Raw genomic sequence first — 19,819 nt, 5'->3', positions numbered from 1 at the left:
CCCCTCATAAAATTAAATAGCTTACTGTAAAATTATAGTCTTAAGTCCTTGTTTGCAGGTTGTACAGAGACGCTGTTAAATGAAGATATAGGTGACCTATGAGTTAAGTTAACTGTGCTTTTATCTTCAAATTGCAATGCTTCACTTATATTTTTTAATTTTCTTTTTTTAGGTAGTGTATGTTCATCAAATGTCTCTAGGTTTCTTTTATGTGATTGTGTTTTTAAGTATGGAGCTGAGTACACAGTAGATTGAGGTTGATAGCAACAAATACTACTTGGGTAATAATTGTTAGTATAATGGTACAAATCATCGTTGAGTTCAAGTTTCACATTAGCTCCTTGTTCTAAAGAAAAAAGGGACCTAGCGCTGTCGTAGCAATGAAACTTAACATCGTAGTTCTGAGAAATATTATTACTAATATCCTCTAGATTCGTATTAACGTTATTCATTACAAGGTAGCGAACAGTGCTTGAGTGACCATATATATCAGCAAAGTGCAAAGGAGTCGTATGATCTTCATTCTGTAAATTTATATCAGCCCCATGCTCTACGAGGTAGCGAACAATTCCTAGGTAACCATACATAGCAGCAAAATGCAAAGGAGTCATACCATCCTCATCCTGTAAATTTATATCAGCCCCATGCTCTACGAGGTAGCGAACAATTCCTAGGTAACCATACATAGCAGCAAAATGCAAAGGAGTCATACCATCCTCATCCTGTAAATCTACTGTAGCCCCGTACGCTAGAAGGTACTCAAAAATCTCCAAGGAATTATGTTCAACAGCATAGTGCAAATAACCTTTACCTTCTCCATCTTGTAAATTTATACAAATCTCTTCTTCCTCTATAAAGTATCTAACGACCTCTAAGCAATTATTTTCAATAGCATAGTATAAAACAGTACTATCAAACTGAAAATGTTCGTTATCAATAAAATACCTAACTATTTCTAGTCGATTATGGAGAGCAGCACAGTCTAAAAGGGTAAGGCTCGGGTCATCACTTACCTTAAAATTAGCCCCTTTTCCTATAAAGTATTTAACTAACGCTAAATGACCATATATAACAGCATATTCTAAAGGAGTAGATCCATCTTTATCACCGATATTAACAATTTTACTTAATTTACTTAGATCTACATTCTCGAATATAAGCTTAATAACTTCTTCATTATCATCTATGGCCAGAAAATGTAAGATATTCATTCCATAATAATCAGATTCAATAAATTCATTAACTAACTTTTTATATTCACTTGCATAATTCCAAATGGATATGATATGGCTTACATTTTTACAGTTATTATTCATCAATGATGTCATTATTTTTCTTAAAAATTCTTCTTCTCTTTTTTCTTTTCTTTGCTCTAACCTTATAATTTTTTGTACTTCTTGATGAATTTTTGCTATCCCTTTCTCTAATCCAATCAATGAGAACTGATTAAGTAGATCAAGTGCATTCAAAACCCTTTGTTGATTTTCTTTTGATTCCCTCTTGAAAAAAATTTCTTTTGTATTAATTTGATTAGGGTCCAGGTAAGCCATGAATACTAAAATAACATATGCTTGCTGTCCAACATTTTTTTCTTCTTTTATTTTATCAATGTTAACCTTCAAAGCTTTAAAAGATTTTTTATTAACAACTTGTGTCTCCAAAAAATCAGTTTTTGATTGCTGAGCTACTCTATATTCCTCCAGATATTCTCTAATACTAAGACCTTTTTGTTTAATGCATGATGTTGCTGCTTTCAAATCTAATGGAAAACAATTAAACTCTTCTATTAACTCTGATATAGATTTACCTTGTGATTCATCTTCCCCTAAGGCTTTTCGAGTAAATTCCTCGGCTTCTTCTTTTTTTAAATTACCCAACTTTATTTCTTCTATATCTTCTATTTCTTCTTTCCAATTCTTGTTAGGAGAAGTAATTAAAACGTAAGGTTTTTCTCTATTAGAAAAAACAGGAAAGCTTGATGGCAAAAAATTTTCAATCTCCTTATAACTACTAGCATCATCGAAAACAAACAAACTTTTTGTGTCTTGAAGATACTCATATACATCCTCGACAATAGATTTAATGTTTCTCTCTCTCCTTTGCTCACTTTTTCTAGAAATCCCTAACCTTTCAGCCAACCCATGAAATGAATTTGAAAGCTTGTTATATGACGAGGCATCTATCCACATAATCCTTGCCCAAGTACCCTTACGCCTTTCACTAAACCCATAGCCTCTAGCAAGTTCGCTTTTCCCTATTCCAGACTTCCCACTAATTAAGACTACTCGTGACATTTTTACTTCTTGACTACTACTGTGTAACCTTAGGTTCAAATTTTTTACCACCTCTTTTCTTTCAATGAAATTTTCTGGTGTCTTGCCAAAACTATAGGAAAATTGACGCCTATCTTCATCTTGTTTTCTAAGATGTTCTTTTACATCTTCTATATCTTTCCTTTTCACAGGATCTTGTCCATTAATCTCCTTTAATATAAAACGAGCTAATTCTTCTTTTTTTTCATCATTTAAAATATACACATATCCTTCTATGGGTGCTTTAATGGATACATACTTTTGTTTTACCTCTTCCCACTTTCTTAACTCCCATTCAAAGGGAAGCCGATAGCCGTATTTTTCAGCACATCTATATTCCTCTAGATTATGTTCCTCAGAATTATATTGATAATAATTAACAGTTTCATCTTCTTCTTTTTTCTTTATTCCTACCCATTCATACAATTCTGAGGTTACTAAACTTTCACCACCTTGCTCATCTTTTATTTCATATCCAGGACGCGTAAAATATCCTTTCTTTTTTGACTTATCTAGAACAACACCTTGTGTTATAAGATCAACAGAAAAGTCTTGTTCCTCAGAAGTTAAAAGGTAATTCATTGTTCTATGTACAGCATCTATTGCTAACTTCTTAACTCTCCTATGATAAAAAGAGGGATTGATATCTACAACCTTTATGAATGGTTCCTCAAACCTGTGAAAAATTTCTAAGCCAGCTTTTACTAAAATCTCTCTCATTTCAGCTTTGTAGCAAGGTATAATTATTGTAAAAATATTTTTCGCTCTTTTCTTATGCTGTTTTCCTATAACACAATAATTGATACTCTCATTAACTTTAACACTAAATAATTTTAGTGGACTTGCTGGAATAGTATTATTCAAAATAGAATTAAAGCTGGCTGAAACTTTACTTATTTTTTGTATATTTGAATCTGGTTCTGCCTCCTCAAAATATTTAGATAATTTTTCCTCGAATTCTTTAACAAAAGTCTTAACAAAAAAAGTTGCTTTTTCCACTACTTCATTATCTGTAAGACTTATAACATTGGCTGTATCATTCGATGCGCTATACCATACACTACCGCTGCTTATAGATGAAGATCTTGTTACTCCAAGACTCTCTTGACTTGGTCCACACTGAAGTTCTCCACTAGATAATCTATCTTCATGATCAAGACCTCCTTTTGCTCCTATTGTTGACTCATCATCTACATAATCAATTCGATCATCTGCTACTTGTTCTCCTTTATTTCCTTTACCTAACATAAAACCCCCTATATTTTAATATTCATACTTGATTATTTTACCGTAAATCTCTTTTCTGAAGATTGGTTTTAATATCTAATTCATTTGATTCTTATACAGCTGTACTAAACTGCTCTACAAATTTACTGTAGAAACCTCACGGTAACCCCAGGTAACTTTAATTGCTGAGTAACAGTGTGCTTTTCTTTTGACTTCTGACTAAATTAGATATACTCTTAAAAAATCGAGAATTGCTTTCTGAGTGATATACATAATACAATGCATCTAACTCACACCTCATGTTTTCATTACGTTAGACTGCATTGTAGCTAAAAAGATCTAGCAAAGCAAGAATTTTTTTGCATACTTTAGCATCTTATTTTAGTTTTTATTTTAAAACTAAAGCAGCTCAGTTTCATGTACTTTTACTTCTTTATCGACTGTTATTTTTCTTCTTCAATGCACCTGTGAGTAATGATAACGTGGCAGTTAAAGCTTGTAAAGCAATTTTTATATAGCAAGATTCAGCTATTTAATAAAAAGATCGTGGCTAGACCAAAAAATATAAGAGCTGAGAGAATATCAGTTGTTGCTGATGTTAAGATTGAAGACGAAACAGCAGGATCGGATCTTAAACGATGAAGCATTATAGGAATAAAAGTGCCGATAAATGTTGCAATGATCGACATTGCAATCATGGAAACTACGAAAATGATCTCTACTTTTAAACTATGGAACCTTATTGCTAATACTACGAGCGAAATTGTAGATAAAATCACTCCATTTATAAGACCTATTAAAAATTCTTTCATCAGTATTCTTTTTGCATTTTGCTCAGTTAGATATTTTGTTGCGATTGCCCGGATAGTTAGTGTTACTGTTTGGGATCCTGCATTTCCGCTCATCGATGCAATGATTGGCATAATTATTGGCAGTACTATAAAACTTTGTATTACGTTATCGAAAAAGCCAACTACTATAGAACATATTGTTGCAGCTAAGAGGTTAAACAGTAACCAAGGTAGTCTTTTAATTATAGTTTTATGTATAGGGGCATTTATATCAGATTTAGAAGATACACCGCTTATTTTAAGCACATCCTCTTCTGCTTCTTGTTGAACAATTTTGATTACATCTTCAATAAGGATTACACCTATAATTTTACCATTCTTATTTACTACTGGAGCTGATAATAGAGAGTAATCTTTAAATATTCTTGCTACTTCTTCTTGGTCCATTCCAGTTTTAATTATTTTTATATCTTGACTCATTATCTCTTTTATTATTGTTTCTCCTGAGTGAGATATTACCTTATTTAAGTTGAAAATGCCTATGGGTTCTAATTTTGAGTTAATGATGAAAATTTGATAAAATGTTTCTGGTATTTTTTTATAGTTGCGCAAGAATTCCATTAGCTGATTTATCGTCCAATAATATGGAGCTATAACCATATTTTTATGTATCAACCTTCCTGCACTTTCTTCTGGGTATGATAACAATTCCTCTACTAATTTTTGAGTTGCATTGGGTAAGTAGTTAAGTATATTTTCTATAGACTTTCTATCTAAATCTTTCACTATAGCTACTATGTCTTCTATATCAAGAAGCATTAGTAACTTTGCTGTATTTTCTATTCCCAATATTTCTATGATCTCTACTTGTAAATCTGGTACTACATGTACTAAGGCATCACTTAACAAATGTTGATCGAGGATATTAACTAATTTCTCCCTGTGATCATTGATCGAAGTAGATAAAAAATAAGCTAACTGAACGCTATCTATCGTTTTTACAATATTACGAACATTCTCTAATTCTTGATTATCGAGAGACTCTATTAAATCATCAATAGCCTTTTTGTCTAAACCATAATGAGAACTTGTTTTAATATTCATTACTTTACCTTATTTTTTTAATAAATATACACACTTGATTTTATTGAACATTCAAGTATAATAAAATTATTTTGAATTAACTATTATATGGTTAAATTTCTATTTTGTTTGCTGTTATTGTTAGTGATAATAAATATATTAAAGTCTAAAGTATAATGAAAACCCATCCAGAAATCCTTGAATACTTTCAAGGCTTAAATAAAAGTATTTCTCTTATCAGGAGGTGTCTTTGACATAGAAAAATTGAAGTTGCGTCTTGAAGAGCTGGATTCTCAAGCGTCGAATGATAATCTGTGGCAAGATAATCAAAAAGCACAAGAGATTTTAAAAGAACGCTCTAAAATTAAGCATGAAATAGAATCGTTTTCAAAGCTAGAAAGCGATTACAACGATTCTATCAGCTTGATGAAATCTGCTATTGATGAGAATGATGAAGAATTTTTTTCTGAAGTTAAAGGTGAGTTAGTAAAGCTAGAGAAATTAATCAAACTTAAAGAGACAGAATCCTTATTTACTGGTGAAGCAGATAACAATAACTGCTTTTTAGAAATCCACTCAGGAGCCGGTGGAACAGAGAGCAATGATTGGACTGAGATGCTCATGCGCATGTATACAAGATGGGCAGAAATTTATCACAATTTTAAAGTTGAAGTTGTAGAAAAATTAGATGGTGATGCAGTTGGTATAAAATCTACAACAATAAAGATCATCGGAGAAAAAGCTTACGGGTGGGCAAAAAGCGAAAGTGGAGTTCATAGATTGGTTAGAATATCACCATTTGATGCAAATGGTAAACGTCATACCAGTTTTGCAAGTGTAGGAGTAACTCCAGTGATTGAAGATTCAATAGATATTGTTGTGGATGAAAAGGATTTAAAGATCGACACTTACCGTGCTTCTGGAGCAGGTGGTCAGCATGTCAATAAGACTGAAAGCGCGGTACGTATTACGCATATTCCAACAGGCGTTGTAGCTCAATGCCAAAATGGTCGTTCTCAACATAAAAATAAAGATGAAGCACTTAAACTACTTAAAGGACGTTTATATCAAATTGAATTGGAAAAAAAAGAACAGAAAATGGCCGAAGAATATGGCAAGAAATGCGATATAGGTTGGGGCAGTCAGATCAGATCGTATGTTATGCATCCATATCAAATGGTAAAGGATTTAAGGACTGGACATGAAGTTGGCAATATAAATTCCGTTTTTGATGGCAATATAGATTGTTTCATAGTTAGTGTATTGGAGTTAAAATGAGATTTATTAAAAAGCTAAGTTTTATGCTCTGCTAATAAGGGGAAAAGAAAACCAAAATCTATTGAGAAAAATGGAACAATTTTGTGAATATATCTATTATCCAAGTAGCTGATGAAAATGGCAACTCGTTTCTTATGGGCACAAAAATGTAATATGAAGAGAAATCTTCGTACATTAAGTTGTAGCCGCGCAACGTCTGCCATTGATGATTATTTCACCTACTGTAACTGCTGCTAAAATAAAGCAGTAATAAACTTGTGTTAACAAAGAAATAGGTGAGACAGAAGCAATGCTACCTGCTAGCAGCAGCTGGGAACCATAAGGCAAAATGCCTTTTGTAACGCAAGCAAAAATGTCTAACAAGTATGCACTACGGTATGACGGAATATTATGCTTTTGCGCGAGCCTTTTTGCAATATCGCCACTTAATAAAATAGCAATGGTATTATTAGCAACTAAAACAGTAAACATAGATGCTATGCCCGCTATTACAAATTCAGCTTTAGTTTTTGTGATATTGCTTTCATCGATAAGTTTGTGTAATGCCTTTTGACCCTGCTTGTACATTATATGACTCAATCCGCCAATAAATAGAGCAAATATCACTATCTCGTTTACTTTTTTGAAACCGTCATATATGTCATGAGAGAGTTGAATGATAGTATAGTCAAAAAAAGCCATCCCTAATACACTAGCAACAATTATATTTATAGTTATTGTTACTAAAGTAGTAACTTCAAATAACCCCATGATTATTAAAGAAATATAAGGAATAATCTTTATTACTGATAAATAATCTAAATTTGATGTAGGAATAATTTTTGTACTATCTGCCATAATTGCCAGATAGACAAGCGTTATAATGCTGGCAACAAATGCTACTTTAGAATTCACTTTAAGTTTATCCTTTATCGTGGCCCCCTGTGAAGAAACAGATGCAATAGTAGTGTCAGATATCATTGAAAGATTATCACCAAATACGGCACCTCCAACTACAGTTGCAGTTCCTATTTCAAGACCAAAAGCCCCATTTTTTGCTAAGTTAACAGCTATTGGTACCATTAATACAACAACTCCCATAGACGTACCAATTGCAGTTGATATAAAAGCGGAAGCCAAAAATACTCCAGGCAGTAGTAATCTTGCTGGAAGGAATTTGAGAATTAAATCAGCAACAGTATCTGCACTACCAATTGATTGAGTCACCACAGAAAATGCTCCAGAAAATAGAAAAGTTAAACACATAGTAAGGGTGTTTTTATCGCCCATACCCTCGATGACAGTATCGATGTGACGTTGAATTTTACCTGCACTGCATGCAACAGCAAAAAATAGCGCCGGTAGTAGGCAAATTACCGGTGAAACTTGGCGAAGCGGATTATCAATTCCAATAAAGAAAAAATAGACACCACTTCCAAGGTATAAGATTAAAAAAATAACCAAAGGAAAAAAAGCTGTCATTTTACTGCCTTAAAAGCTATGATTATAATCAATTAAGTGATTTCAGGCAAGCTTGGTTTTCTGTAAGTTAATAACAGTCCTTTTAGACTCTCAAGTTACGCTATGGAAAATGCGTTGACTATTCTACCATAATATATAGCATCAAAAAATACTCTATAGTATGAGGTAAAGCCATGGTAATGACATATGAACAGTGGAACATAATATTAGGTGTAATTGATCAAGAGGTAAATTTAAGTGAAGACAATGTAATTGAAAGAATAAAAGAGCTATTAAAGGAAGTAAAGATACTAGGGCAAGCAGAAATATTAAGAATGTTAGAAGAGATATCGCATGGATTAGAAGTACCAAGCAAGATTCCAAGAGTACAAGAGACACAAGAGCCATTAAAAAAGAGACTAAAGGTGGTAAATGTACCGCAGACAAAAGAAGAAGCAAAAAAGATACTAAAGGAGTCAAGGGTATCAAATGCTCAACAGATGGTAAAAAGAATGCTAAAAAGGTTAGGTGTACAAGAGACATCAGAAGAATCAAAAGCAGTGGCGCTAGAGGATGTGCTAAATGCACGAAAGATCTCAGAAAAGGTACCAGTGATGCTAGATGTAGGAAAGATATTAGAGACACTAAAGGCACTAAAGAGAGCAAGTAAAAATGTGTATAGAGAGTGGGAGAAAAATAAGTTTGATGTAAATCATTGGTTTAAAGTAGATTGTTTGCATGAACGCTTTTCATACACGTTATTGTATTTAGCTATTGATTTTAAGCTGAACAATTTAATAAATGCTATGCTTAAAGTAAAAGGAATCGATATTAATGCACCAAGTCCGTTTTCCGAATGGACTGCTTTACATTGGGCTGTTGAAGATAGGAACACAGAAGTAGCACGCAAGCTAATAGAAAAAGGGGCAAATGTTAATCAGTTGGATTCATCTCAACGAACTACTTTATATCAGCCAGCTGTAAATGGCGATATAGAAATAACAAAAATCTTAGTAAAAAATAATGCAGATGTTAATGCAGAGGATCTAGCGAGATTGACTGCTTTATATAAGGCTGCCGATAATGGCCATGAAGAAGTAGCAAAGTACTTAATGGAGAATGGAGCAGATGTTAAGAAGAATGGAGCGCTTAAACTTACTCCTTTACATATTGCTGTTGCAAATGTTGATGAAGCAATGGTGAATTGTATAATAAAAAATGATAAGAATATTGTTGAAAATATTGAGATAGTAGATGTATTTGGATGGAGTCCTTTATATTGGGCTGCTGCAAAGAATAATACATTAATATTAGAGATCCTATTACAGGCCACATCACGATATAGAGCAAGTGTTGATATAGAGGATAAGTTAATTGGGCGATCTCCCTTACATATTGCTGCTACGAATGATAATGTGGAAGCAGTAGAGCTCTTAATAAACTATGAAGCAAATGTTAACCATAAGGATGCATGGGGATGGACTCCTTTTAATTGTGCTGCCGCAAAAGGCAATAGAAAAGTAATGAATTATCTAATAGCCCATGGAGCAAGTATTGAGACAAATGATCCACAGAAAATATTACTTTCTATTTGTCCATATAATTATCTAGAAGCAGTAACTACTATAACACAACTTGGAATATGGAAGGATGTGATGAAATTGATGGTAGCTGAGTTTTTACGTTGTGCTGCCGGACATGGTGATACACTAATGGTACATGCTCTATTAGAATCTGGAATAAATGCTAATGCACGTGACGATTTAGAATCAACTGCTTTACATAAAGCTGCCAAAGGTGGCCATGCGGAAGTAGTAAGGACCTTAATTTTATATGGAGCAAATGTTAATGCACAGGATAGCTCAGGGCAATCTCCTTTAGCTTATGCTTTCGAACATAGACACTGGATAGTAGTAATGACTTTACTATGTTATGGCGCAAGTACTTTATTGCCTGATCACTGCGGTGAAACTGTAAGAGATTTAGCTGAACATCAAGGCATAAGTAATCTTCTAGTGGAAGCAGAACAAAGAGCACTAGATATACTTACGCGGCTTAACTTAGAATCAAGTATACTCAGAAACAAAAAATTAATGACAGTGCAACACATAGAATCACATATGTTGAGAGAAATAGAATCACATAATCTATCTATCAGCTTTGAACGTATGATAAGAGATCAAGCTAATCAAATTGAACAATTACAGTATAACGCTAAACTTAATGAAAAAGGAGTAGCATTTATAACTGACCACATTAAATGTGTGCAGTTAGAGACTAACACTAAAGCGTGTTCAGCTGAAATGGATGGAGTAAAAGAACAAATATTACATAGTCCTTGCAGGTGGTCATATCGCACTAAAAATGTTAATGTAAGAAGAGTAACATCTTTAGCTAACGGCATTGAGTGTATGAAGTTAGGGCCTAACACTGAAGCGTGTCAAGGCCCTAGTACTAAAGAGCCTAATACTCACCTCTCTATGATCGAGAAACTATCATTGTTACCACTTTACTCAGCTGTAGGAAAATATGAAGCCGTTATAAATAGTTAAATAATCCTCTAAATTCCAGCACGTAGCACTCGATGCAAGTAGCTGAAACTGAGAAGTACATTAGGTATGTTAGATTTTAGTTTACACAATAAAATTTTTATAAGTAAGATGTCAGAAGGTATCAAAACCATATTAGTAGAAGACAATAATGTTAGGCTCGATAGGTACATTAGAAGAATTTTTCCCAATTTGAAACAATCTGCAATTGAGAAGTCTTTAAGGAAAGGATTAATCAAGGTTGATAATTGCACGGCAAAATCCAGCGATAGGGTAAGCTCTGGGCAAACTATAATGATAAGATACTTAGACTATATTGAGAACACTAATTCTGACTGCAAATATAATGAAAAGTTAGTGAATCTACTAAGAGAGAACATATTATATGAAGACGAATATATACTAGCTATAAACAAACCCGCAGGGGTCATTGTTCAAGGCGGCATAAAGGTAAAAATTAGCATTAGTGATTTGCTTGATCAAGTAAGAGAAGGGGAAGTATTTAAAATTGTCCATAGACTTGATAGAGATACAAGCGGAGTAATAATATTCGCACGCAATGCCAGCGTTGCCAAATACCTTATGGAAGAATTTAAAGGACGGAGGATAAAAAAAACTTACCTAGCATTAACTTTTGGTATACCGAGCAAAGATAATGGAACAATAGACTATCCGTTGGTGAAAAAATATATTTCAGGGCAAGAAAAAGTAGTCGTTGATGAAGATTCACCTCAAAATGCCACTACGCATTTTTTAATTATAGCAAGGTTAAAACATAATGTTGCTTATTTAAAATTACAACCAATTACTGGCAGAACTCATCAATTACGTGCACATTTAGCTCATATAAATTGTCCTATTCTTGGTGACGGTAAATATGGCGGTAAAAAAGCTTTTATTGATGGAGTAGCAAATCAGATTCACCTACATTCATATTCTTTGTCTTTAAAATTGCCAAATAATAAAGAAGTCACTATTACTGCTCCTGTCCCTAAACATATCGAAAAATCTATTGAAGCGCTATCTTTTGACTAAAGCGATTTCACCAATCAATTTTTTTGTCTTTGGCTTTAATTTGAAGTACAGATATTAGGCTAATCAATGCACAAACAGTAAGGTAAATCCCTGCGGCAAGTTTTGTTTCGGTTTTTTCTATAAGCCACATGCATATCGATGGAGAAAGGCCGCCAAAAATACCTGCAGATATGTTATGTGCGAGGCTAAAGCCGGTGCACCTAACTTTTGTTGGAAATAACTCGCAGGCAAGAGAATTATATATTCCAAAAGATGCACCTATCGGCACACTTATCAACAGAAAAGAGAGCGTGACAATATAGTGGTTATCATTTGATAATAGCGAAAGTACCGGCAAACCGGCGCAAGCTAGAGCTACTAATGTAGGAATCATTACATTTTTTCTTCCAACTTTATCAGACAGTATTGCAAATAGCACTGCGGACGTTCCAAATGTAATTTCAACTATAATCCTTACTACATTTTTAATATCAATACCTGACAGAGTAAGCGCTTTTACAGATATGTTATAAAACATTATTACCGAATAAACGATTGCATTTTGAGCGATACCAAGCCCAATTGCTAATATAAATGCTTTTTTGTAGGTTTTGATTAATTCTAAAAATGGAGAATCAGATAAGCTTCTATTTTGATCATGAATTTTATATGCTAAGCTCTCTTCCATTATATATCTTGTTAAAAAGCCTATTATGCCCATAATGAAGCAGAAATAGAAGGGCAACCTCCAGCCCCAAATTTCATAATTTTCACCTGTAAACTTTTTGCAAATAGCTATCATTACAAAGCATGTGATAGAACCGAGAGCACCACTAAACGCTTTCATGCTCCCTAAGAATCCTAGATTTTTTTTATCGCTTGAATGCTCTATTAAAAAAGCAGAGTTAACACTTGTTTCTCCACCTGCTGCCATTCCTTGTACTATCCTACAAAACAGAAGCAGTATAGGAGAAAATATTCCTATTTCTCTAAAGCTAGGTATAACCGCAATTGCAGTAGACGATATCGAAGCTAATATTACGGAAGTCAGTAAAATTTTCCTCCTGCCATACTTATCTCCAATGTAACCAAAAATAAACGCACCAAGTGGTCTAAATCCAAAGCCAATTGCAAAACTGCCAAGGAATTTGATTTTTTTTATGTAGTCGCTTTCTGATGAAAAAAAAAACGTCACTTATTATATGCGTCAAAACTCCAAACAGAGTTATTTCATACCATATAATCATATTGCAGATTATACTTGATAGTATTGCTTTTTGAATATCGCTCATAATTTTTAACTCACTATAATTTAACTTACTAATAACAAGTATTTTTGTCTATAGATTGTAGTTTAGAACTTTGTAACTGTTTTAGTATAAAATTGTTTACAATATGCTCACAAGATATTCATTAAATTTTCACTATTATATTCTATATTCAACATTTATTGTAATTATGAGGTTAGTATGAGTGAAAAAGGTATAGACGTATCTCATTGGAATGGAGAGATTGATTGGTTGAAAGTTGCAAAGGATGAGGTAAGGTTTGCATTTGCCAAAGCAACTGAGGGAGAAACTTTTCAAGACACTAAATTTGGACAAAATTTTCAAAGTATGAAAGATAATAATGTGCAAGCTGGGGCATATCACGTATTTAGGATGACCTCAACACCTGAAGGTCAGTTGAATAACATAGTTAACGAACTTAAAAAAGCTAATTTTGAGCCAGGTACAAATAAGTTAGCTGTTAGTGCTACAACTGGTATTTGCGAAGGAAGAACAACAAAATGTGATGATCCTACAAAACACACTAACACACAGAGAGCCGAAAAACTTCATTCTTTATTGACTCAATTGAATGAAAAAGGATACAGTCCAATTGTATATGCTTCACCAAAAACGTGGAATGATTACTATACACAAGAAGAACATAATTTTTCTCACTACCCATTATGGGTTGCTGATTGGAGAGGAAGATCGGAGCCTGAATTACCTAAAGATTGGAAGGATGCGGGTAAAAACTATACTTATTGGAATTACACCTCTCAAGGAGAAGTAAACGGAATAGAGGGCCAAGTCCCGCTAGACCAAACTTTTTGATATCCTAAAACTATAAAGTAGTGCTAGGGCCTAGCACTACTTTAACAGAATTCAATATTCTTGTTTTTTCCCCACCTAAACTCAAGTTATATACAACTTTATTCAACAACCTTTAAAGACAACTCACGTAAATGCTTATCATCTACTTTAGAAGGAGCGCCCATTAGAACATCTTCTCCTTGCTGATTCATAGGAAAACAGATTACTTCACGAATATTCGGCTCATCTGCAAGTAGCATAACCATTCTATCAACCCCTGGCGCTATTCCACCATGAGGTGGCGCTCCAAACCTGAATGCACGCACAAGCGCGCCAAATTTTGTATCAACTTCCTCTTTACTGTAGCCTGCAATGGCAAAAGCTCTGTACATAATATTCAGTTTGTTATTACGAATTGCTCCACTTGACAGCTCTATTCCATTGCAAACAAGATCATATTGGTAAGCAAGGATATCCAGCGGATCTTTTTCTTCTAAATCTTTCAAGCCACCATGTGGCATAGAGAATGGGTTGTGAAAGAAATCTATTTTTTTGCTCTTATCGTCATATACAAAATATGGAAAATCAATAATCCAACAGAATTTGAAGATATCGTCATCTATTAATCCCAATTCTGAACCTAAAAGAGTGCGCACTTTCCCTGCAATTGTTGCTGCTTCATTTTCCTTATCAGAAGCAAAAAATACACTATCTCCGGGCTTTACATTCGTTATTTCTTTTATGGAATTTAGCCTATTGTCATCGAGGAATTTAGCAATTGGCCCTTTTGCGATGCCATCTTTATCAAACGTTATATATCCAAGACCTTTAGCACCGAATTCTTTTTGCGCATGTTCTATTTTTTTATCAAAAAAACTGCGTGGTTCCTCTGCTGTTTTAGGAGCAGGGATGGCTCTGACTACCATACCTCGCTCGATATTGCTTTTGAAAATATTGAACTCTGAATCACGGAAAATTTCTGTTACATCGCTAATTAATAATGGATTACGCAAATCTGGCTTATCAGATCCATATTTGAGCATTGCTTCTTTGTATGTAATACGTGGAAAATCTTTATCGACAGACTTGCGAGAAAATTTCGCGAACACTTTATATAAAGTAGATTCAATAACCTGAAATATATCTTCTTGAGTTACAAAAGACATTTCAAGATCTAGCTGATAAAACTCCCCAGGAGAACGGTCAGCCCTTGCGTCCTCATCACGAAAACAAGGTGCAATTTGAAAATATTTATCAAACCCTGAAACCATAAGCAACTGCTTAAAAATCTGTGGAGCTTGTGGTAATGCATAGAATTTACCAGGATTTAGTCTGCTTGGCACTAAATAATCACGTGCTCCTTCAGGAGAAGAGGCAGTAAGTATGGGAGTTTGAATATCTAAGAATCCTTGCTCTATCATGAGCCTCCTGAGCTCTGAAATGATCTGTGAACGTAGAATAATGTTATTACGAACCTTTTCACGTCTTAAATCAAGAAAACGATATTTAAATCTCATGTTTTCTGGGTATTCTTGCTCACCGGCGATACTTGCTAATATACTCCTTTCTTCTTTTGCTATTTCTTCATCACAGTGGAACTCAACTTCAGATTCAACTTGTAAATTACTAACTATAACTTCAATTTCTCCTGTGGAAATAGAGCTATTTACCGTATCTTCAGTTCTAGCTTTGACTATTCCTGTGACAGTAATCACACTTTCTGATTTTAAATTCGAAATTTCATCAAAAAAATCTTTATCGTTATTGAATACCAACTGAGTAATCCCATGAAAATCTCTTAAATCAACAAAGATTAGGTTACCATGGTCACGTTTACGGTACAGCCACCCAGAGAGAGTAACTTCCTTTTCTACATCATTCTTCCTTAATTCATTACACTCGTGAGTTTTATAACAGTTCATTTAATTGAAATTTCTAGAATACAAAAAGATTATAAAATAAATTAACCTTTGGGCAAGATAATATCTAAAGATCCTTTATAAGCAATTCTGATTTAGATATACTTTTTTATTATGTGTGTTGAGGTGTATTTATGAACCCTGAAGAATTAAAAGAAATTTTAGCTAAAAAAGAGAGGGTGAATGCTGTAATAAAAGATCTTGTTGATACTGTCACCAAAAATGATTTAGAAAAAGTAAAGTCAATTTTTGAGGAAAATAGTTCCATTATTCGAGATGTTGTCACTGAGGTTAATTCCCAAAGCGGTACAAATTTATTAAAGTGTTCTACTAATAACAAAATGGCCGAATATCTAATAGAAAAGGGTATAAGCTTTAGCGCTGCAGTCACAAAGGCAGTTAAAAGAAGAGATTTAGAGTCAGTAAAATCAATCTGTCAGATTAACAGCTTAATAGCTAAAGATGAGTTATCGCAAAATCCTGAGCCACTAGAATCTGCAACTTATGATCACAAATTTAATGATAAAATTGCAAGGTATTTGATTGAACAAGGTGCAAATCCTAATGCAACTGATCATCTTGGTCGTTACTTACTTCATCTGCAAACTGCACAAGGCAATTTCGAAGGAGCTAAGGCTTTAATAGAAAACGGTGCGGATGTTAACTTAATAAATCAAGAGGTAAAAAGCTATCAGAACTTAATTATTGGTGGTAGTGCGTTAAAGGGTCAAACTGCGTTGAATTTTGCAATTAGAATATATTACAGACATAAAGACATAGACGATCAAAAATCTGATAAAACCTTAAAATTTATAAGTTATTTAATAGAACACAAAGCAAACTTAAATATCAAAGATTGTAATGAGATGGTCCCTTTAGATATTGCTATATTTCATAATTCTCCAAAGATAGTAGAATTATTGATAAAAGCTGGTGCTGATCTTAATGTTGGAAGGAAAAAAGCAGAAGGTGTTTTAAAGTATGCAATTACTGAAGGGCATATAGATATAGGGAAAGCTACAATTCGATATATTTTGGAACATGACTCACACTGGTTAACAACTTCAAATAAACCAGATCTTCTCAATGACCAACAAGAGTTATCAAACTATTGGGATGAATATAAAGCTCAAGTTAAAGAGCTTCATGATATAGTGGGAGATAGAATTGACTTGACTGGTGACGGCTCTACCCGTCCTATAATGAGAACAGTGAGTGGCTTTTTAGATCATGAAAGTAGAAAAAATCTAGTAAAATCATCATTTATATCTAGTGCTGAGGCACCAGAAAATTTTTGTCCGAGAAAGCTGGCTGTTATAAGTGTAGCTGCAATAACTTGCGCTTTAGCATTATATTTTCTTGCTCCATTAATCATTGGGTCTTCTGCTGGAATTGGTACTCAACTAGCATTAGGAGCTGTAGGTGCAGTTGTAGGTGGTGGAATTGGAATCTTGACTAATGTGGCAATCGATCAATGCTACGTTAATTCAGTTACTCAGAAAGCTGACTAAAATTAAAGCGCCATAGATTGCTAAAATCCATAATTGTGGAGTAATATAATGTTACTTTCCTCAAGCCTTTAGCTCCTCAAATACTTCTCTTGCTCTGTTTAAAACAGAATCAGGAAAACCAGCAAGTTTTGCTACATGTATTCCATATGACTCATCTGCAATGCCTTCAATTACTTCATGTAAAAAGATGACTTCTCCTTTCCATTCTTTTATTTTCATACAAAAACATTTCACATTTTCTAAGTATTCACCTACTTTAGTCAATTCATGATAATGAGTTGCAAAAATGGCGCGGCACTTATTTACATTGTGAATATGTTCAATCACCGCCTGTGCAATAGATAATCCATCATACACCCCTGTGCCCCTACCAATTTCATCAAGTATCACCAAGGAACGGTCCGTTGCCTGATTTACTATCGTTGCTGTTTCGATCATCTCTACCATGAAGGTAGAATAACCAGCTGTTATATTATCCGTTGCGCCAACCCTGCTGAATATCTTGTCAATCACTCCTACATGCGCACTCTCTGCTGGCACAAATGACCCCATGTGAGCTAAAACTGCAATGAGAGCGTTTTGCCTCAAGAAAGTGCTTTTTCCAGCCATATTAGGACCAGTAATTAGATGTATACCAGCTAAATTGATGCTATTTGCAATGAATTTATCGTTAACTTCAACCACTGGGTGTCTTCCGCTACAGATATTGAACTCTTTGCTGTCATCAATAATGGGTTTTACGTAATTATTTTGCACTGCAAGCTCTGCAAATGCAGTTCTAATATCAAGTTTTGCCAAAGCATTTGCAGCAAGAGCAATTTTTTCAGATTCTTTAGCGACTTCACTACACAGTTCACTAAAAATTTTCATTTCTAAGCCGATTGCAGCATCACGTGCCGTAAGAATTTTATTTTCTAGTTCTTTCAATTCATTAGTAGTGTAGCGCATGCTATTTGCTAAGCTTTGTCTATGAATAAATATATCCGAAGTTATTTTGTGATTTGCCGACACTTCAACGTAATAACCAAGTATATTGTTGTGTAATATTTTGAGTGCAGCAATGCCAGTTAGGTCGCGATAAGATTCACGGAGCTTAGTTACCAACTTGTTACTGTTGTTCAATATATAAGATAACTCAGATAATTCTGAGTTGTATTTTGGATTGATAAATCCTCCTTCTTTTACGGAACTGAGGTTGTTATCAAGTATAGCGCTGTTTAGAAGCTCGAATAGATCTTTATGATTACCAAGACTTTTATGTATTGTGCTTAGTTCACTCTCGTCACTACTTATCACCTGAACTGGTTCCTTTTCTCTGGTCAAGCACTGGAATGACATCTGAGAGTTAATTTCTGATTTTTCACTTAAACAATAATTATGCAAGGTAGACAGAAACTCAGACAATTCTAAAGTCTTTCCTAGGCCTATTTTCAATAGGTTCATATCCTTTGGTGAACCACGCCCTAGTATTAAGCGCGATAAAGACCTTTCAATATCCGGAATGTTAGATAATATCTCTCGTATTTTTCTGCGTGAATCATGATTATTTACAAAAAATTGAGCGGTGCTGAGCCTCAAATTAATTGCCTTAGAGCAAGCAAGGGGTGAAGCGAGCATTTGTTTGAGCAGGCGTCCACCAGAAGCTGTAACTGTATGATCAATAACTGAAATTAGTGAACCTTTCTTTTCACCAAATTGAGTTGAAAACAACTCAAGATTTCTCCTTGCTGAAGCATCAATAAGCATGAAATTTTGTTGCTTATAGGTTTTTGGGAATTCAAGCCTTGGAATGGAGCCCCTTTGCGTTACTCTGACATATTCAAGCAGTGCACCACACGCCATGATTTCTACTTTGCTGAAATTTCCTATACTCCCAAGTTCCCTGATTTTATAAAACTCGCATAATGTTCTGTGAGATTTACTATACTCAAAAAAGCTCTGTGCGTGTTGCGTAATTGATATTTTATAATTTTTTAAAATCGATCTAATTTTTTCATCCTCAGTGAATTTTTCAGAAATTAATAATTCTCTTGGTGATATACGCAATAAATCACTATCTAGAGCTTTCAAACTCGTTAAAGTGTGAAAAAATTTTCCCGTCGATAATTCAAGCCAACTCATAGCATATTCGTCATTTTGTTCAACTATGGATGCGAGATAATTATTGCTTTTATCCTCCAGTAGTGAATCTTCTATAATTGTACCTGGAGTTACAACTCGCACTACATCACGCTTTACTATGGATTTATAGCCCCTCTTTTTTGCTTCATCAGCAGTTTCTAATTGGTCACAGATTGCTACTTTGAATCCTAAATCTATTAGCTTGTGTAGGTAAGATTCGCTACTGTGTGCTGGCACTCCACACATTGGTATTTCTTGCCCATTTGAATTGCCCCTCTTGGTTAGCACTATATTCAGCAATTTCGCAGCTTTAATAGCATCATCGAAAAACAATTCATAAAAATCGCCCAGTCTATAAAACAATAGATGATCCGTGTATTGAGCTTTCAAATTTAAATATTGCTCCATTACAGGGGTATTTTTTTCTCTTATTAAGTTCATAACATTTTTAAATATGTTAGCAGCAAACCACTTACTCTGGTGTTGGTTATTT

General features: G+C 34.1%; 10 protein-coding genes and 1 pseudogene. 5 read left to right on the top strand and 6 right to left on the bottom strand.

Annotated elements, in window-relative coordinates:
- Nucleotides 1-32: 32 nt before the first annotated feature.
- Nucleotides 33-3,560 carry an ankyrin repeat domain-containing protein gene (locus OPR37_RS02890; protein WP_264685019.1) on the bottom strand — a complete coding sequence of 1,176 codons (3,528 nt, stop codon included), beginning with the start codon at nucleotides 3,558-3,560 and terminating at the stop codon, nucleotides 33-35.
- Nucleotides 3,561-4,063: 503 nt separating this feature from the next.
- Entirely contained in the window at nucleotides 4,064-5,434 is a 1,371-nt protein-coding gene (gene mgtE / locus OPR37_RS02885) for a magnesium transporter (RefSeq protein WP_007302783.1), read from the bottom strand.
- Nucleotides 5,435-5,589: 155 nt separating this feature from the next.
- On the opposite strand from mgtE, the gene prfB reads away from it, so the two are divergent.
- Nucleotides 5,590-6,691 (top strand): peptide chain release factor 2 gene (prfB, locus tag OPR37_RS02880; protein ID WP_230440360.1). Its coding sequence is split into 2 segments (ribosomal slippage): nucleotides 5,590-5,655 and nucleotides 5,657-6,691, totalling 1,101 coding nucleotides; the frame shifts between segments, so codons are not numbered across the junction.
- 174 nt (nucleotides 6,692-6,865) lie between these two features.
- Here the strand turns inward: prfB and OPR37_RS02875 are convergent.
- Entirely contained in the window at nucleotides 6,866-8,152 is a 1,287-nt protein-coding gene (locus tag OPR37_RS02875) for a Na+/H+ antiporter NhaC family protein (protein WP_052264662.1), read from the bottom strand.
- A 173-nt stretch (nucleotides 8,153-8,325) separates the two neighbouring features.
- On the opposite strand from OPR37_RS02875, the gene OPR37_RS02870 reads away from it, so the two are divergent.
- Both OPR37_RS02870 and OPR37_RS02865 read left to right on the top strand, forming a co-directional pair.
- A complete protein-coding gene (locus tag OPR37_RS02870) occupies nucleotides 8,326-10,683 on the top strand; it encodes an ankyrin repeat domain-containing protein (protein WP_149168896.1) in 2,358 nt (785 codons plus the stop codon).
- Nucleotides 10,684-10,791: 108 nt separating this feature from the next.
- Nucleotides 10,792-11,715 carry an RluA family pseudouridine synthase gene (locus tag OPR37_RS02865; protein ID WP_264685034.1) on the top strand — a complete coding sequence of 308 codons (924 nt, stop codon included), beginning with the start codon at nucleotides 10,792-10,794 and terminating at the stop codon, nucleotides 11,713-11,715.
- 7 nt (nucleotides 11,716-11,722) lie between these two features.
- On the opposite strand, the pseudogene OPR37_RS02860 reads toward OPR37_RS02865, so the two are convergent.
- A pseudogene (locus OPR37_RS02860) lies at nucleotides 11,723-12,986 on the bottom strand (MFS transporter).
- A gap of 177 nt (nucleotides 12,987-13,163) precedes the next feature.
- Here OPR37_RS02860 and OPR37_RS02855 point away from each other — a divergent pair.
- Entirely contained in the window at nucleotides 13,164-13,796 is a 633-nt protein-coding gene (locus OPR37_RS02855) for a glycoside hydrolase family 25 protein (protein ID WP_007302899.1), read from the top strand.
- A 98-nt stretch (nucleotides 13,797-13,894) separates the two neighbouring features.
- Here the strand turns inward: OPR37_RS02855 and aspS are convergent, their stop codons facing one another.
- Complete coding sequence (aspS, locus tag OPR37_RS02850) at nucleotides 13,895-15,697, bottom strand: aspartate--tRNA ligase (RefSeq protein ID WP_012481816.1); 1,803 nt, start codon at nucleotides 15,695-15,697, stop codon at nucleotides 13,895-13,897.
- Nucleotides 15,698-15,828: 131 nt separating this feature from the next.
- Between aspS and OPR37_RS02845 the strand changes: the two genes are divergently transcribed.
- A complete protein-coding gene (locus OPR37_RS02845; protein WP_012481817.1) occupies nucleotides 15,829-17,205 on the top strand; it encodes an ankyrin repeat domain-containing protein in 1,377 nt (458 codons plus the stop codon).
- A 60-nt stretch (nucleotides 17,206-17,265) separates the two neighbouring features.
- On the opposite strand, the gene mutS is transcribed toward OPR37_RS02845, so the two are convergent.
- Nucleotides 17,266-19,767: a DNA mismatch repair protein MutS gene (gene mutS, locus OPR37_RS02840; RefSeq protein ID WP_264685017.1), complete on the bottom strand. Its 2,502-nt coding sequence runs from the start codon at nucleotides 19,765-19,767 to the stop codon at nucleotides 17,266-17,268.
- Nucleotides 19,768-19,819 lie beyond the last annotated feature (52 nt).

This window comes from Wolbachia endosymbiont (group B) of Lycaena phlaeas, from assembly GCF_947251875.1.
Lineage (GTDB): Bacteria > Pseudomonadota > Alphaproteobacteria > Rickettsiales > Anaplasmataceae > Wolbachia.
The sequence above is the reverse complement of the archived record's forward strand: the minus strand, read 5'-3'. Positions and strand labels throughout refer to the sequence as shown.

Bases quoted from the DNA above. Each gene is read 5' to 3' on its own strand.
- OPR37_RS02890 (WP_264685019.1), bottom strand. From the start codon at position 3,560: ATGTTAGGTAAAGGAAATAAAGGAGAACAAGTAGCAGATGATCGAATT.
- mgtE (WP_007302783.1), bottom strand. From the start codon at position 5,434: ATGAATATTAAAACAAGTTCTCATTATGGTTTAGACAAAAAGGCTATT.
- OPR37_RS02875 (WP_052264662.1), bottom strand. From the start codon at position 8,152: ATGACAGCTTTTTTTCCTTTGGTTATTTTTTTAATCTTATACCTTGGA.
- OPR37_RS02870 (WP_149168896.1), top strand. From the start codon at position 8,326: ATGGTAATGACATATGAACAGTGGAACATAATATTAGGTGTAATTGAT.
- OPR37_RS02865 (WP_264685034.1), top strand. From the start codon at position 10,792: ATGTCAGAAGGTATCAAAACCATATTAGTAGAAGACAATAATGTTAGG.
- OPR37_RS02855 (WP_007302899.1), top strand. From the start codon at position 13,164: ATGAGTGAAAAAGGTATAGACGTATCTCATTGGAATGGAGAGATTGAT.
- aspS (WP_012481816.1), bottom strand. From the start codon at position 15,697: ATGAACTGTTATAAAACTCACGAGTGTAATGAATTAAGGAAGAATGAT.
- OPR37_RS02845 (WP_012481817.1), top strand. From the start codon at position 15,829: ATGAACCCTGAAGAATTAAAAGAAATTTTAGCTAAAAAAGAGAGGGTG.
- mutS (WP_264685017.1), bottom strand. From the start codon at position 19,767: ATGAACTTAATAAGAGAAAAAAATACCCCTGTAATGGAGCAATATTTA.